Below are 14,845 nucleotides of genomic sequence, written 5' to 3' on the forward strand. Positions count from 1 at the left end.
GAGCTCGGCGTCTCGGTCTCGGCGGGCACGGTGAGCCTGAGCGGCTCCGTTCCCAGCGAGGAGCTTCGCGAAAGAATCCTCGTTCGCGTCGAGAGCGTCGAGGGCGTCCGGAACGTCGACGACCGCCTCGCGGTCTCGACCGAGGGGAGCTAGGGTCCTTTCAGAAGAAACGCGAAGTCGGAAAGGCGCAAGGGCGCAAAGCCCGGACGGATCGGCTCGTTCACTCCGATTGCACCTCTTCGCGCCTCCGCGATCCTCGCGTTTTTGCGTTTTTCCGGGTTCCGGGGCCAGCTAGGCCAAGGCCGCCAGGAGCTCGCGGGGGTCGAATGGCTTCTCAAAATAGGCCACGTGCTCGAGCTCGAAGGCTTGCTTGCGGATCGCGCTGCAGCCGTAGCCCGTGATCAGAATCGAGCGCATTCTCGGGCGGAGGTGGCGAACCGATTCCAGAAGGTCCAACCCGGTGCCGTCGGGCAGATCCAGGTCGGTGATGAGGGCATGGAAGAGCTCCGCTTCGACGAGATCGCGGGCGCGACCATACTCGGCGACGGCGACGACGTCGAAACCCGCGTGCTCGAGAACTCTCGTCAGGCTGGTCCTCACGACGGTGTCGTCTTCGACGACGAGGACCCGTTTGGCGGTGGTATCGGTCTGCCTGTCCACGTTTTTTGAGTCTCTAGAGCTCGTATCTCAAGCAAAGGGCGTTCCAAGACGGCGGGTCTCCATAACAGGCTGAAAAACAAAGAGGAGGTCGTCCCCCCTCCGACAGGAGGCGCGGCCTCGTGTAACAGATTCGAATGCGAGTGACTATTTTTGTCGCTTCCCACTCGGCCGAGAGCCTTGCGGCCGCACCCCGGTCAAGGCCGGCTGCTACGCTCGACGTCCTCGGCGAGGATGAGCCCCTTGTCGATGAGAACGAGAGCTCGCTTCTCGTCTCCGTCGGCAAGGGCCTCGCGCGCCTGGGATACGAAGGAGCGAGCCGCGATGAGCTGCTCTCTCTGGGGCGATGACAGCGCCCGTTCCCCGATCGCGCTCAGGAGCGATCCCGCCCGCTGGAGCTTCGACACGAGCTCGGGGCTGGTTTCACCGGTGCCGGCGAGCTGGGTCGAAGGAGGCGGCTCTTCCGGCTCTTCGGACTCGGGCTCCGGAGGAGTGGGCTTCAAGGCGCGACGAGGCGGGTCCTCGGGAGTAGGCTCCGGCTCCACGGCCTCGACGATCGTCTCGGTCTCGACGGTCTCGGGCGGCGGCTCGCTCTCGGGCCCGGCGACCTCCGGGGTGTCCGGCCCGTCGGGCTCGGGCGGTGCTACGGAAGCCGTGGCTGGAGGCCTGGGGAAGTCGGCCTTGACGTCCTTCGAACAGGCCGATAGCAGGCCCAGGGCACCCGACACCAGGCCGAGTGCGACAATACGACTCGTCGTTCCAGCGCGCATATCCGGACGGTGGTCCGCACTCACGTCGACAGCTCGGGGAGCCGTACGGTGAATTGGGACCCCTTGCCCTTAGTAGATTCTACCGTGATTTCGCCCCCGTGTAATTGGACAATGCGGTAGACCATGGAGAGCCCGATGCCGCTCCCCTTCGACTTCGTCGTGACGTAGAGATCGAAGATTCGGTCGAGCAGCTCGGGCTCGATACCGACTCCGTTGTCCGATACGCGGATCTCAACGCCGTCTTCCGCGGGCCGGACGACGAGACAGAGCTTGCCCCCTCGAGGCATCGCTTCGCAGGCGTTGCGCACGAGATTGAGTAAAGCTTGCTGCAGGAGCTCCCGGTCGCCGTAGACCGAGGGAAGCCCGTCGGGCACGTCGGTCACGATCTCGATCTTGCCGGCTTGGGCCTCGGCCGACACGAGTCGCACCACCTCGCCCACCAACTCATCCATCTCGACCGAGGTCAATCGGAGATCCTCGGGTCTGGTGAACCGGAGGAACCCTTGGATGACCCGATCGAGCCGCCGGATCTCCTGCTCGAGCGTATCGAGGGACGCCTGGGTCTCGGGTGAGGCGCGAGCGAACTTTTCTCTGAGCAAGGCGACGTGGATCACCATCGCGTTCAGCGGATTCTTGATCTCGTGGGCGATGCCCGACGTCAAACGGCCGAGGGCGGCGAGCTTTTGCGAATAGGAGAGCTGGGAGCCGAGCCGAGCGAGCCGCTCGATGTCTCTCGCGCTCACCATCACACCCGAGATCCCGCTCGCATCGCGGAGCACCTGGGCCTGAAGGGAGTAGATGACTGGCCGTCCTCCGTTCTCGATCTTCGCGTTGAAAGGCCCAACCGGCTCGCTGGCGTGCATCGCCTTCGCTGCGATGTCCATCACCGGGTGGTCGGCGGGCAGGATCTCTTCGAGCAGTCTGCCCTGAATCTCGTCGCGAGGCCGACCGAGGAGCTTCTCCGCCGGCGGGTTCAGGGAGAGGACCCGGCCTTCGGCGCTCACCACCAACACCGCGTCCGTCAGTCCGCCGAGCATCGCCGGAAGCCAGCTCGACTCCGTATCGCGAGAGCTCCTCTCGGCAAGCCTCTGGCTCATGGTGGAGAAGAACTCGGCGATCCGACCCACGTCATCCTCGTCTCTGAGGTCGAGCGGCGGCTTCCCCTCTCCCGGATCGAAGCGTCCGAGCTCGCGCCGGAGCTTCTCGATGGGAGCGAGGAGCCGGTTCGCCAGATAGAACGAAGCCACGAACGCGACGAGAACGGCGCTGGTGGCGAGGAGGACGTTTCGCGCCAGAGCGCCGGAGATGGCCTCGGTCAGGAGCAGCGTCGAGATCGCGACCCGTACCGCGCCGAACCGCGCCCCGTCGACATCGAAAGGAATCGCCACCTCTAGGACCCGGTGGCCCCGGCTCAGATGCCAGAGCTGCGACAGGGGATTCTCTTCGGCGAGGCTCGCGAGCGACGGCGTCGCCGTGACCGGCTGGCCTTTTCGGGACGGGTCGCTGTGGACCAGGGCGACGTCCTTCTCGTTGGTGATCGCGACGTACATGACCGTCGAGGAGTAGCCGACGACGCCCTGAGCGTAGTTCTCGAGGGAGGGGTCCGAGGTCAGCGCGTTCTCGATCTGATCGCGTGGATGCTGGCGAATGACCCGGGACGCCTGGTGGTAGAGCGTCTCGGCGAGGAGCTCGGCGCTCGAGCGCGTCTCGGTGACCGACACGCGGGCGAGCACCGCGAGGTTCGCCAGACTCGTCACCCCGGCGACCACGGCGGCAACGAGCGTCAAAGTGACGATCTGTTTTCCGCGGAATCCCACTTACTCGCTCTTCAAGGCGACTCGCGGTACTTCTTGAGCTTGTTGTGCAGCGTCTTGAGACTGATTCCCAGAAGGTCCGCGGCGCGCGTCTTGTTGTGACCGGTCGCTTCGAGCGTCCGGAGGATCAAGTTGCGCTCCGCCTGTTCGACGGTGGTGCCGACCGGCAGCTCCACTCCCGAAGGCGACCGTACCCTCGCGCCCGGATCGGCAATGAAGGGAGGAAGGTCAGAGAGGCCGATGACCGAGCCTCTCGCCACGATCACCGACCGCTCCACGACGTTGCGCAGCTCGCGGACGTTCCCCGGCCAGGGATAGGCCTGGAGCGCGGCCATCGCTTCGCCGTCGAAACCCTCGATGCGCTTCTTGTCGCGCTCGCTCACCTCGCGAACGAACGAAGCGGCGAGCGCCGGCAGATCCTCCTGGCGGTCGCGAAGCGGCGGAAGCTCGAGGGTGAATACGTTGAGTCGATAATAGAGGTCCTCGCGGAGCTTGCCTTCCTCGAGGGCGCGCTCCGGGCCGCGATTGGTGGCGGCGAGCACTCGCACGTCCGCTTGAATCTCCTCGGCGCCGCCCAGCCGTCGGAACCTCCTGTCCTCGAGCACTCGGAGCAGCTTGGCTTGCGTGGCGGGCGACATCTCGACCACTTCGTCGAGAAAGAGCGTTCCTCCGTCGGCGGCCTCGAACAGGCCCTGACGGCGCGCTTCCGCGCCGGTGAACGCACCCCGCTCGTGCCCGAAGATCTCACTCTCGAGCAGGGTCTCGGGGATCGCGGCGCAATTGACCGCCACGAACTCCTCCTCGCGCCGCGTCGAAAGCGCGTGGAGCGTTCGCGCCACGAGCTCCTTTCCCGTGCCCGACTCGCCCACGATGAGAACCGAAGCCGCGGAAGGTGCGACCTGGCCCATGAGCTCGTAGAGCTCCCGCATCGGGCGGCTCGTCCCGACGATCCTCCCGAAAGACCCGCTTTCACCGAGCTCTTTCCGATAGCGCTCGACCTCTTCGAAGGCCTTCGTTCGCTCGACGGCCCGGTCGAGCACCTGGCGAAGCTGCCGAGTATCGACCGGCTTGGTCAGATAGTCGAAGGCGCCGTTCTTCATCGCCTCGACGGCGGTCGATATGCTGCCCTTCGCGGTCAACATGACGACGGCGAGATGGCCGAGCTCCGGCGACAGGTTCTTCAGGAGCGCCAGTCCGTCCATTCGGGGCATGACCAGGTCCGCGATCACGACCTGGGGCCGGAAGCGTTCCGCTTTCTCGATCCCTTCGATCCCGTCCGAGGCCACGTCGGTGTCGAAGCCCCAGCTCTTCACGAGCTCGGAAAGCCCCTGGCGGGAGCCCGCTTCGTCGTCGACGATGAGAACTCGGTTCACACTTCGAGCTTACCGTTTAGCTCGTGCTCACCCCTTGCGCCGAAGACGGATCTTGAGAACGAGCTCGATGTCCTGCTCCTCGACGTCCTTGTCGACGTGCAAGGTGATGGGCACCTCGATCCGCTCGGGAACCGGGGTGGGATCCTCGTAGGCGGGGGGGGTGGCGATGATCTTTTCCGTCGGGATGGAGACCCTGGTCTTGATGAGCTCGCTGAGATGCGTGCCCGGCACGCCTGGCTCCTCGACGGGCTTGGGCGCTTCGCCTTCGAGATCGATGACGATCTCGTCCTCCGACAGGCTCTCGACCGAAAGCGGCTCACCGGGCTTCGTCTCCTCGGCGGGCGAGACCTCGAGAAACATGTCGGCTTCGCTCTCGGAGAGCGCTTCGTCGAGCAAACCGGCGAAGCCTTCCCCATCGTCTGGCGGTGCCGGCGCCGGGGCGGGCGGGAACGTCTTCTTCGCGTCGCCTTCGTCCAACCGCAGCGCCTCGTCCAGGATGCCATCGATGTTGAACCCATCGTCGGAATCCGCCGACTCGTTCTCCGAGGTCACGGTCTCTTCCTCCGCTTCCGAGCTCCAGATGCTCGCCGGGGCACGGATGTCGTCGAAGCGGTCTCCACCCGCCCCGCTGCCGAGTCCGGACACGCTCCCGGTCGTATCCGAAAGCACCCGGTCGGCGGAGCTACCGCGGCTCGCGGCAGCGGCGACGAGGTCCCCGGGATCGAGTCGAGCCGGGTCGGTGGTGGCCAAGTCGTCTCTTCCGGGGTCGGTCCGCGCCGGATCGGTCGTTGCCGGATCCTGCCTCCCTCGACGCATCCCCGCCGACCGTTCGCCTCCGTAACGTTCGATCACGTTCTTGAGCACCAGGCCGCTAATCGCCTGGAGCGTATCTTCCACCCCAATGCCGCTGGTTGCAACTGCCTCGTAGAACGGAACGTTCATGGGGTTGAGCCGGTCGTTCATCTCCTCGATCGAGGTCACTTCCTCGAGATCCCGCTTGTTGAACTGCAGAACGAGAGGCATCTCCGCCAGGTTCAGATCGTGGGCCTCGAGGTTCTCCCGGAGATTCTCGATGCTCTCGAGATTCGCCTCCATCATGTTCTTCTGGGAGTCGGCGACGAATACGACGCCGTCCGAACCCTTGAGCACCATCCTCCGGGTGGCGTTGTAGAACACCTGCCCGGGCACGGTATAGAGCTGTACGCGCGTCCTCACCCCCCGTACGACTCCGGCATCGACGGGGAGGAAGTCGAAGTACAGAGTGCGGTCGGTCTCGGTGGCCAGGGTCAGCATGCGGCCCTTGTTCTTGATCGGGAGCTCCTCGTAAATGTACTGGAGATTCGTCGTCTTGCCGGACAGACCCGGACCGTAGTAGACGATCTTGGCGGTGAGCTCCTTGAGAGCGTAGTTGAAGAGGACCAAGAGGTTACCTTTCGGTCGAGAGCCGACCGGATCTCTCAGTTTAGTAGCAATCTCCCACAACTTCAACCCGCTGTATGCTTTGTCGGTCGTGACCCTTCGGGGTACACTTCCGCAACTCTATGACGTCAATCTTGGCGCCGGCGGATCGGGGCCAGGCTCTTCAGAAGGTCATCGCCGAGCTCGAGGGCGAGCGCTCCCGGCCCGACTGCATCACCGCCGTTCGGCATTTCCCGCCGTTGCCGGCGGATTTCGTCGATTTTCCACCCGATCTCGCGACCCCGATCGCCGACGCGCTGAAGCGGCGCGGAATCGATCGACTCTATTGGCATCAGAAAGAGGCTTTCGAGCGGGTCGGCGCGGGTGAGAACGTCGTCGTCGTGACCCCCACGGCGTCGGGCAAGACACTCTGCTACAACCTGCCCGTTCTCGACCGCGTACTGCGCGATCCGGATAGCCGCGCCCTTTACCTGTTCCCCACCAAGGCCCTCTCGCAAGACCAGCTCGCCGAGCTCCACGGTCTGATTCAGGACATCGGCGCCGACATACGCGTTTTTACCTACGACGGCGACACCCCGCAGGACGCCCGCAAGGCGATCCGCGCCCGTTCTCACCTGGTGGTGACCAACCCCGACATGCTGCACAGCGGCATCCTGCCCCACCACCCCAAGTGGGTGAAGCTCTTCGAGAACCTTCGTTACATCGTCATCGACGAGGTCCATGCCTACCGGGGGGTCTTCGGGAGCCATCTCGCGAACATCATCCGGCGACTCAAGCGTATCTGCCGGTTCTATGGCGTCGAGCCGCGCTTCATCTGCTCCTCGGCGACCATTGCCAATCCCAAGGAGCTGACCGAAGCGCTCCTCGAGGAGCCGGTCGAGCTCATCGGGCGAAACGGCGCCCCGCGCGGGGAGAAGTACTTCGTCTTCTACAACCCCCCGGTGGTGAATCCCGAGCTCGGCATCCGGCGGTCGTACATCAACGAGACGCGACGCATCGCGACGTCGTTCTTGAAACGAGGACTCCAGACGATCGTCTTCGCCACCAGCCGCCTCGCCACCGAAGTTCTCGTGACCTACTTGAAGAACGAGCTCGAGCGATCGGCGGCCTCGAAGGACATCGTCCGCGGCTATCGCGGGGGGTATCTCCCCAAGAAGCGGCGCGAGATCGAGGCCGGCCTGCGCGAGGGCACGGTGCTGGGCGTCGTTTCCACCAACGCTCTCGAGCTCGGCATCGACATCGGCGCCCTCGACGTCGCCGTCATCGCCGGCTATCCGGGAACCATCGCCTCGACCTGGCAGCAGGCGGGACGGGCGGGACGGCGCACCGGAGCCTCGGTCGCCGTCTTCATCGCGAACTCCAACCCGTTGAACCAGTTCATCGTCAACCACCCGGACTACTTTTTCGCCGGCTCCCCCGAGCATGGCCTCATCAATCCCGATAACCTCTCCATCCTCGTCGACCACGTGAAGTGCGCCGCCTTCGAGCTTCCCTTCGGAGACGGCGAGCGTTTCGGGAGCGAAGAGCTCATCGAGATCCTTTCGTTTCTCGAGGAGCACGAGGTCTTACACCACGCGGGCGACCGCTGGCACTGGACGAGCGACGCCTATCCCGCCGACAGCGTGAGCCTGCGCTCGGTGAGCTCGGACAACTTCGTCGTCTATGACGAGACCCGCGAGCCCAAGGTCATCGCCGAGGTCGACTTCGTGAGCGCCCACTCCACGCTCCATCCGAAGGCGATCTACATCCTCGAGGGCCAGCAGTACATCGTCGAGCGGTTCGAGTACGACGAACGTCGGGCCTCGGTGCGACAGTGGGAGACCGACTACTTCACCGACGCCATCACCTATACGAAAGTCAACATTCTCGATCGATTCGAAGAGTCTGCGATCGCTTCGGGGCGAAGGAGCTACGGTGAGGTCCACGTCGTCTCCCAGGTGGTCGGGTTCAAGAAGATCAAGTTCTACACGCTCGAGAACGTGGGTTCGGGCGAGCTCGACATGCCGGAGATCGAGATGCACACCACCGCCTACTGGCTCACCATCCCCCGTGAGATCCTGTCCGAGCTTCCCGGCGGTTCCGAAGAGCGGCGCGACGGAGTCGTCGGCCTCGCCAACACCCTGAAGACGATCGCCATGCTGTTCCTGATGTGCGACCGCTCCGACGTCGGCGTCGCCATCGGGGACAACTCCCAGGGCACGGCGTCGGTGGAGCGCGGATTCCGCAGGCCGCTTCCGGCGGTGAAGGAGCCGGTCGGCCCCGCCTACGAGCCCAACGTCTTTCTCTACGACAACTACCCCGGCGGCATCGGCTTCTCCGAGCCGCTCTACCGGCTTCACCCGAAACTCCTCTCCGAAGCACGGAAGCTCATCGAGGATTGTCCCTGCCACGATGGCTGTCCGTCCTGCGTCGGCCCGGTGGGCGAGGTGGGCGCCCGCGGCAAGGAGATGGCCCTCGCGATCCTCGAGCGGCTCGCCCCTCGATGAGCACCACGCGGCAGCGGCTCGAGAGACTCATCCCCGAACCGACTCGGCGGCCGAGGCGCGACGACTCGCTCGGGAAGCTCGAGAAAGAGCTCCTCGGAGACGACGCCGATCCGGGCCGGGAGCTTTCCCTCAAGCAGAGGCTCGAGAGGCTCGTGGCCGTCGCGGCGACGAGGCCCCGGATCGAACGCCAGTCTCCCCCGCGGTGGGTCGAGCGCGAGATCGTCGCTTTGGACCGTGCGGTCGAGGGGAGCGTCATCACGAACGATGCGGGCTCCTTCTATTGCGTCGACCGCCGCCTCCCGCTCGCGCACCACCACGGAAAGATGGAGCTCCGTCGGCTCGAGGACGTTTCTCCCTCGGCGTTCTCCGTGCTCGCGCGAGATCGTGACGAGCTCGCGATCGATCTCGAGCGGGCGTTGTTCGTCGATACCGAGACCACCGGACTCGCCGGTGGCTCGGGGACCTATGCCTTCCTCATCGGCCTCGGCTTCATCCAGGACGGCGCATTCGTCGTACGCCAGCTCTTCATGCGGAGCTACGAGGAGGAAGCCGCGATGCTGGCATTCTTCGCCCCGATGCTGGCCGATTATGACGTCCTGGTGAGCTACAACGGAAAGAGCTTCGACGTCCCCTTGCTCGAATCGCGCTTCGTCCTCTCCAGGCAATCCATCGACTTCACCGAGATTCTCCATTTCGATCTCCTCCATCCGGCGAGAAGCCTGTGGAAGGCCCGGTTCGAGAGCTGCCGCCTCGCCGAGCTCGAGTCCCTGCTCCTCGGACTCGAGCGGGAGAACGACGTCCCCGGCTACCTGATACCCGACATCTATTTCCGGTTCGTCAGGACCGGCGACGCTTCGCGGCTTCCCTATGTCTTTCGCCACAACCACGACGACATCCTGTCCCTCGCCGCGCTCACCGTGGCCGCCTGCGACATGCTCGACGAGGATTCCGCGCCCGATCACCCCCTCGACGACTTCAGCCTCGGCCGGCTCTTCGCTCGTGCCGGCGACGCCGAACGCTCGGAGCGCCACTACGTACGCGCGGTGGAATCGGGGCTCGGCGGGCACGCCCGGCGGCGCTCGCTGCGCGGTCTCGCCGAGCTCCACAAACGTCGTGGCGAGTGGGACGAGGCGAGGCGCCTCTGGCAGGAGCTTGCCGAGGAGGGCGGAGCGGACGGCCTCGTCGCCCTGAAGGAGCTCGCCATGGACGCCGAGCATCGGGCGCGCGATCTCGAATCGGCTCTCGGGCATTGCCATCGCGCTCTCGAAAGTCTCGAATCGGGCCTCGAGCTGCCCCCCGGCGTCAGACAGCGCTGGCGCGACGAGCTCGGCCATCGCCGACGGCGGCTCGAACGCCGTCTGGCTCAGCCCACCTGACCGTTGATTTAGAACGGGATCAACGGCCCGTCAGAGCTCTCAGCCGGTCTTCCACCGCCTGGCCGTCTCGGTCGCGAGGGCAGATGATGAGGATCGTGTCGTCACCGGCGATCGTGCCCATGACTTCCTGGAGCTTGGCTTCGTCGATGGCGCGAGCCACGCCTTGAGCGTTTCCGGGGGGTGTTTTCACCACGAGCAGGTTGCCGGCGCGCTCGATGCTCGCGACGAGGGCGAGAAGCGGCGAGAGGGGATCGTCGGTGCGCGATGGGGCCACGTAACGGTACCCTCCGCGATTGTCGGGAGCTTTGCCCACGCCGAGCGCTTTCAGCTCCCGGGAAAGAGTGGACTGGGTCATCTCCACCCCGGCCACGGAGAGGGCAGTCAAAAGCTCGTACTGGTTGCGGATGACTTTCTCGCGAATGAGCGAGCGGATGAGCTCCTGTCGCTCGCGCCGGCTCGACCCCGGCATCAGCCCCCGCTAACGGGTGGAAGAAAAGCGATCTCGTCGTCGGGAGCGAGCTCGGTTTCACTCTTGACGAAGTCGTGGTTGACGGCGAACTGGACCGAGCCCCCGTAGGCCGCGAGCTTCTGGTTTCCCGAGACAAGCTTTTGCCACAGTCCGTGCACCGTCGTCCCTCTCGGGAGCTCCACATCGAGATGATCGGCGCCGGCGACCTCACGAAGCCCGGCGAACAACCGTACCCGGACCCTCAAGGCACCTCCGCGACCTCGCTCGGCCCCTCGACCCAGACCTCGCCGTCCTCGAATACTTCCTTCTTCCAGATCGGAACGATGCGCTTGAGCCGATCGATGGCGTACTGGCAAGCGGCGAAGGCATCATCGCGATGGGGGGACGAAACCACGATGACGACGCTCGTCTCGCCCACGTTCAACCGGCCCACGCGGTGCTGGATGCGGACGCTCTGGAGCCCCCAGGTGGCGCGGATTTCGTCACCGATGCGCTCCATCATCTTTACCGCCATCTCGGGGTACGCCTCGTACTCGAGAAACAGCACCTTCTTCCCCTGATTCGTGCCGCGCACGATACCGGAGAAGGCGACGATGGCGCCGTCGGACTGGCTCGCCACCTGACGGGCCAGAGTTTTCACATCGAGAATGTCGTGGACGACCTCGAACACGGCTTTCATCTTAGCCTAGCCCCGGAGAAGCGGACAACCATCATGGTTATTCTCTCAGAGAACATCCGACGAAATGATCCACCGGGCCGTGGCCTTGGCCGATTTCGACCCCGCTCGCGAGAGCGGCCGTGAGATAGCCCTTCGCCACCTCGACGGCGGACTCGAGATCGCGGCCGCGAGCCAGCTGGGCGGCGATCGCCGCCGAGAACGTGCACCCCGTCCCGTGGGTATTGCGGGACGTCACGCGCCGAGCGCGGTAGGAGCGGAAACGTCCCTCGTGGTACAGCCAATCGACCGCCTCATCGCCCCGTCCGTGCCCCCCCTTGACCAGGGCGGCCCGCGAGCCCATCTCGACGAGGCGCTCGGCCGCGCGCTTTTTGGAGTCTTCGTCCTCGCAGGCAAAGCCCACCATCGCCTCTGCCTCGGGAACGTTCGGGGTCACGACCAGGGCGCGGGGCAAGAGCCTCTCGGTGAGGGCCTCGACCGCGGCGTCCTGGAGCAGCCGATCGCCGCTCTTCGCCACCATCACCGGGTCGACGACGACCTTCTCGAGCCCGTGCTCCTCGAGCCGGGCGGCGACGGTCTCGATGATGGGACGGGAGGAGAGCATGCCCGTCTTGACCGCGTCGACGCCGATGTCGGTCACGACGGCATCGATCTGAAGCCCCACGAGCTCGGCAGAGACCTCCTCGACGCCGGTCACGCCGAGTGTGTTCTGGGCGGTCACCGCGGTGATGACGCTCGTTCCGAACACCCCGTGGGCGGCGAACGTCTTGAGGTCCGCCTGGATGCCGGCCCCGCCGCCGGAGTCGGAGCCGGCTATCGTCATGGCGACAAACGGTGTCTTCTCCAAGTGTAGAATGCCTCCTCCGGCCGACGGCGAGAACATCGTGGTTGACGGCCGGGCTCGATTCCGCTATTCTACTGCCGCCACACGACTTTCCCCAACCACTCGATGGGGCAACCGAAGTCCAATGGCCAAGCCTTCTCTACACTCGTTCCGCGGTGACCGTCCGGATTTTTCCGGCTGGCAGTTCCGCTCGGCGTTCGAGAAGCTCGGCGTGGCGACGTTCTTCTTCGATGCGACCAACCGCCTGTGTCTCGACGCCAACAAGGAAGCCGAACGGCTGACGGGTTACGAGCGTAAAGAGCTCCTCGACCTGAGGCTCGAGGATCTTCATCCGCGTCACGCCAAGGGGCGGGCGGTCGAGCATTTCCAGCGGTTCTCGAATCCCGAGGGTTTCAGCTACGACGACATCGCCCTCGAAACGAAGGAACAGGGGAGTCTTCCAGTCGCGGTACGGGGTGTCGTGCTCGGGTTCGACGACGGGAAGGTGGTTCTCGTTCAATGCCGTGATCTCAGCGAGGAACGGCTGCTCCAGCGCGAGGTCCTGTTTCAGAACCACAAGCTCACGGCGCTGAACTCGCTGTCCTCGGCGATCAGCAAATCCCTCGATCTCACCGAGATCCTCGAGGATTCCCTCGTCGTCATCATGGAAGCGAGCGGCAGCCTCTACGGCGAGATGCTGCTCTACCAGGAGGAGAACAAGACTTTTCAGGTAGCCGCCTTCCGCGGCGACCGAGGCATCGAGCCCACCAGTAGAGCGCTCTCCTTCGAAGAGTGCGAGCTCGCCGTCAACGTTCTCGAAAGCGGCGAGCCGCGGCTCGCCGAGTCGCTGAAGAAGGAGCCGAGACTGGCGGGTCTCCTCGAAGGCGTCAATGACCTGGGCGCCGTTGCCGGCGTGCCTCTCCGGAGCAAGAACCGCGTGCTCGGAGTGATGCAGCTCGCCATCGGCGAGCGGCAGCTCTTCCCCACGTTCGACTTCGACCTGTTCACCTCCATCGGCAACCAGGTCGGCATGGCGGCCGAGAACGCGCTTCTCTTCCAGAGGACGCTCCGGCAGTCCAAGGAGATCAAGGTCCTCAACAACATCGCCCGCATCATCTCCAGCAGCCTCCAGATCGAAGAGGTATTCGACGCTTTCGCCCACGAGATGAAGAAGCTCGTGGCTTTCGACCGGCTCTCGGTCGCTTTTCTCGACCCTTCGGGAAGCTACCTGCGTATCTTCGCTTCCGGGGCTCGCGCGGATTCGGGCTGGGGAATGGAATCGCTCCTCCCCCTGGTGGGAACGGGACCCGGCTGGGTCGTGCTGAACGAGAGGCACTTCATCCATGACGACACCAAGGCCCACCAGCGTTTCATCGAGGACCAGTTCCTCTGCGAGGACGGCATCCGCTCCTACATCCTCCTGCCTCTCGAATCACGCCGGCGGATCATCGGATCGTTCGGCCTCGGCTCTCGTCGCGAGTTCGCCTTCTCCGACAAGGACCTTCCGCTCCTGAGCCAGCTCTCGAAACAGATCTCGGTCGCCATCGACAACGTCAGCCTCTACCAGCGGACGAAGGAGAACTCGATCCTCGACGACGTGAGCTCGCTGTTCAACCTGCGCTACTTCCATCAGGCGCTCGAGCGCGAGCTGAAGCTCGTCATTCGTCACAAGTCCCGCCTGAGCCTGCTGTTCATCGACCTCGACAACTTCAAGAACATCAACGACACCCACGGACATCTTCGGGGGACCAAGGTGCTCCGCGAAGTGGGCTTTCTCCTGCGAGCCGCGATCCGCGAGACCGACATCGCCGCCCGTTACGGCGGCGACGAGTTCGTGGTGATCCTTCCCGACACCGACGCCAAGCAAGCCAAGAGGCTCGGCGAGCGCATGCGTCAGCTCATCTTGCGGACGACTTTCTTGAAGGAAGAAGGTATCAATTCCCGGCTCGGCGCCAGCATCGGGCTCGCAACCTTTCCCAGCGAAGCCCCCACCAAAGAGGAGCTCATCCACCTCGCCGACGAGCGGATGTACCGCGACAAGGAAGAGAATCGCGCCAAGCCCATCCCGCGGGAAACTTAGTTTTTCGGTCCTCTCTCCGCTCGGTCAAGCACGAGCTACGCGAGCGTCTTATTGGCCGATCCCAGAGTATGACCTTCCAGACGAGCGAGCGCCGAGGTCCGTGGCGCCCTCCACAAGCCAGATGAGAATGTGGGTGTCGAGCAGGAGGGTCAACGGGACGCTTCCCACTCGACATCGATGGGCTCCACGATATCTCCGTGGATCGTTATCGAGCCCCGGGCGAAGCCGAAGATCGACTTCCGCTCAGTGTCGGCAGGGATGAGCTTCGCGACCGGTCGCCCGCGTTTCGTAATCACTACGGAGCCTCGCCCCTTCGCCACGTCATCGATGACTTGACTGCACCGAGCCTTGAAATCACTCGCACTAATCGTTTTCTTGTAAGTGGTCATTTCATTTATTATATGGTCACGATCACTTGACCTATTATAACTTCGCCGCCGCCTGAGCGGCTAGTCTCTGGGGCCCGCCGGGCCGTTGTTCAAGCTGTCCTCCGAAGCAAACCACGACCGGGCGCTTGCTGGCTTGCGCGTGACACCCGGTCGGATTCAAGTCGGCGAGTCAAATCTCACCCCGGCCCACGCTCATCTGTGGTTCTTTCCGCCGCGAGCGTGGGACCCCATGGCTCGGTTTCGGTTCCGCCGCCAGCCCGTCGGACAAGATTTGGTCCCAGAGAGCACCCTCTGCGGTCCACGCTTCCCAACTCGGCGCGTCCCGCCGGAGATCCTCATAGCCAGCATTCACTTCGTCGAGGAATCGCTGCCGCCGATAGACCTCGAGGGCCGATCCGACGACCGCTTGCATCGACCGGCCTTCTCTTTCCGAAAGCCATCTGAGGAGATCGCGAGAATGCTCAGAGATGCGAACGGTTACTTGTCGTTTCGTGGTCGACATTTATCTTTATC

The 14,845-nt window shown here is 64.4% G+C and carries 13 protein-coding genes and 1 pseudogene; 3 read left to right on the top strand and 11 right to left on the bottom strand.

Annotated features, from left to right (window positions below):
• Positions 1-291: 291 nt before the first annotated feature.
• From VEK15_28130 to VEK15_28150, 5 genes and pseudogenes are all read right to left on the bottom strand, one after another.
• Positions 292-660 carry a response regulator gene (locus VEK15_28130; GenBank protein HXV64599.1) on the bottom strand — a complete coding sequence of 123 codons (369 nt, stop codon included), beginning with the start codon at positions 658-660 and terminating at the stop codon, positions 292-294.
• A gap of 194 nt (positions 661-854) precedes the next feature.
• Entirely contained in the window at positions 855-1,451 is a 597-nt protein-coding gene (locus tag VEK15_28135) for a hypothetical protein (protein ID HXV64600.1), read from the bottom strand.
• Positions 1,448-3,244 carry an ATP-binding protein gene (locus VEK15_28140; protein HXV64601.1) on the bottom strand — a complete coding sequence of 599 codons (1,797 nt, stop codon included), beginning with the start codon at positions 3,242-3,244 and terminating at the stop codon, positions 1,448-1,450. Before VEK15_28140 ends, VEK15_28135 begins: the two co-directional genes overlap by 4 nt.
• Before the next feature lie 11 nt (positions 3,245-3,255).
• Complete coding sequence (locus VEK15_28145; protein HXV64602.1) at positions 3,256-4,614, bottom strand: sigma-54 dependent transcriptional regulator; 1,359 nt, start codon at positions 4,612-4,614, stop codon at positions 3,256-3,258.
• 858 nt (positions 4,615-5,472) lie between these two features.
• Positions 5,473-6,036 (bottom strand): annotated as a pseudogene (locus VEK15_28150) (GTPase domain-containing protein).
• 119 nt (positions 6,037-6,155) lie between these two features.
• Here VEK15_28150 and VEK15_28155 point away from each other — a divergent pair.
• The gene (locus VEK15_28155; GenBank protein HXV64603.1) at positions 6,156-8,519 is read left to right on the top strand and encodes a DEAD/DEAH box helicase; all 2,364 of its coding nucleotides are present in this window, start codon (positions 6,156-6,158) and stop codon (positions 8,517-8,519) included.
• The gene (locus VEK15_28160) at positions 8,516-9,895 is read left to right on the top strand and encodes a ribonuclease H-like domain-containing protein (GenBank protein HXV64604.1); all 1,380 of its coding nucleotides are present in this window, start codon (positions 8,516-8,518) and stop codon (positions 9,893-9,895) included. The genes VEK15_28155 and VEK15_28160 overlap by 4 nt, the downstream gene beginning before the upstream one ends.
• Before the next feature lie 19 nt (positions 9,896-9,914).
• Here VEK15_28160 and argR read toward each other — a convergent pair whose 3' ends face one another.
• The 4 genes from argR to thiD are packed head-to-tail and all read right to left on the bottom strand — an operon-like array spanning position 9,915 to position 11,863.
• Positions 9,915-10,364, bottom strand: coding sequence for an arginine repressor (gene argR / locus VEK15_28165; GenBank protein HXV64605.1), 450 nt, complete (start codon positions 10,362-10,364; stop codon positions 9,915-9,917).
• Positions 10,364-10,609, bottom strand: coding sequence for a molybdopterin converting factor subunit 1 (gene moaD, locus VEK15_28170; GenBank protein ID HXV64606.1), 246 nt, complete (start codon positions 10,607-10,609; stop codon positions 10,364-10,366). The genes argR and moaD overlap by 1 nt, the downstream gene beginning before the upstream one ends.
• Positions 10,606-11,043 carry a molybdenum cofactor biosynthesis protein MoaE gene (locus VEK15_28175; GenBank protein HXV64607.1) on the bottom strand — a complete coding sequence of 146 codons (438 nt, stop codon included), beginning with the start codon at positions 11,041-11,043 and terminating at the stop codon, positions 10,606-10,608. The genes moaD and VEK15_28175 overlap by 4 nt, the downstream gene beginning before the upstream one ends.
• A 37-nt stretch (positions 11,044-11,080) precedes the next feature.
• Positions 11,081-11,863 (bottom strand): bifunctional hydroxymethylpyrimidine kinase/phosphomethylpyrimidine kinase, encoded by a 783-nt coding sequence (gene thiD / locus VEK15_28180; GenBank protein HXV64608.1) that lies wholly within the window; start codon positions 11,861-11,863, stop codon positions 11,081-11,083.
• A gap of 145 nt (positions 11,864-12,008) precedes the next feature.
• On the opposite strand from thiD, the gene VEK15_28185 reads away from it, so the two are divergent.
• On the top strand, positions 12,009-13,943 hold the full coding sequence (locus tag VEK15_28185; protein ID HXV64609.1) for a diguanylate cyclase: 1,935 nt from the start codon (positions 12,009-12,011) through the stop codon (positions 13,941-13,943).
• Positions 13,944-14,092: 149 nt separating this feature from the next.
• On the opposite strand, the gene VEK15_28190 is transcribed toward VEK15_28185, so the two are convergent.
• Positions 14,093-14,332, bottom strand: coding sequence for a type II toxin-antitoxin system prevent-host-death family antitoxin (locus tag VEK15_28190; GenBank protein HXV64610.1), 240 nt, complete (start codon positions 14,330-14,332; stop codon positions 14,093-14,095).
• Positions 14,333-14,501: 169 nt separating this feature from the next.
• Positions 14,502-14,744, bottom strand: coding sequence for a hypothetical protein (locus tag VEK15_28195; GenBank protein ID HXV64611.1), 243 nt, complete (start codon positions 14,742-14,744; stop codon positions 14,502-14,504).
• Positions 14,745-14,845: the final 101 nt, after the last annotated feature.

The sequence above is a fragment of the Vicinamibacteria bacterium genome (assembly GCA_035620555.1).
Classification (GTDB): Bacteria; Acidobacteriota; Vicinamibacteria; order Marinacidobacterales; family SMYC01; genus DASPGQ01.

What these genes read in the sequence shown, in the direction of transcription:
- VEK15_28185 (HXV64609.1), top strand. Translation starts at nt 12,009, where the DNA reads ATGGCCAAGCCTTCTCTACACTCGTTCCGCGGTGACCGTCCGGATTTT.
- VEK15_28175 (HXV64607.1), bottom strand. Translation starts at nt 11,043, where the DNA reads ATGAAAGCCGTGTTCGAGGTCGTCCACGACATTCTCGATGTGAAAACT.
- argR (HXV64605.1), bottom strand. Translation starts at nt 10,364, where the DNA reads ATGCCGGGGTCGAGCCGGCGCGAGCGACAGGAGCTCATCCGCTCGCTC.
- VEK15_28155 (HXV64603.1), top strand. Translation starts at nt 6,156, where the DNA reads ATGACGTCAATCTTGGCGCCGGCGGATCGGGGCCAGGCTCTTCAGAAG.
- VEK15_28160 (HXV64604.1), top strand. Translation starts at nt 8,516, where the DNA reads ATGAGCACCACGCGGCAGCGGCTCGAGAGACTCATCCCCGAACCGACT.
- VEK15_28190 (HXV64610.1), bottom strand. Translation starts at nt 14,332, where the DNA reads ATGACCACTTACAAGAAAACGATTAGTGCGAGTGATTTCAAGGCTCGG.
- thiD (HXV64608.1), bottom strand. Translation starts at nt 11,863, where the DNA reads ATGACGATAGCCGGCTCCGACTCCGGCGGCGGGGCCGGCATCCAGGCG.
- VEK15_28195 (HXV64611.1), bottom strand. Translation starts at nt 14,744, where the DNA reads ATGCAAGCGGTCGTCGGATCGGCCCTCGAGGTCTATCGGCGGCAGCGA.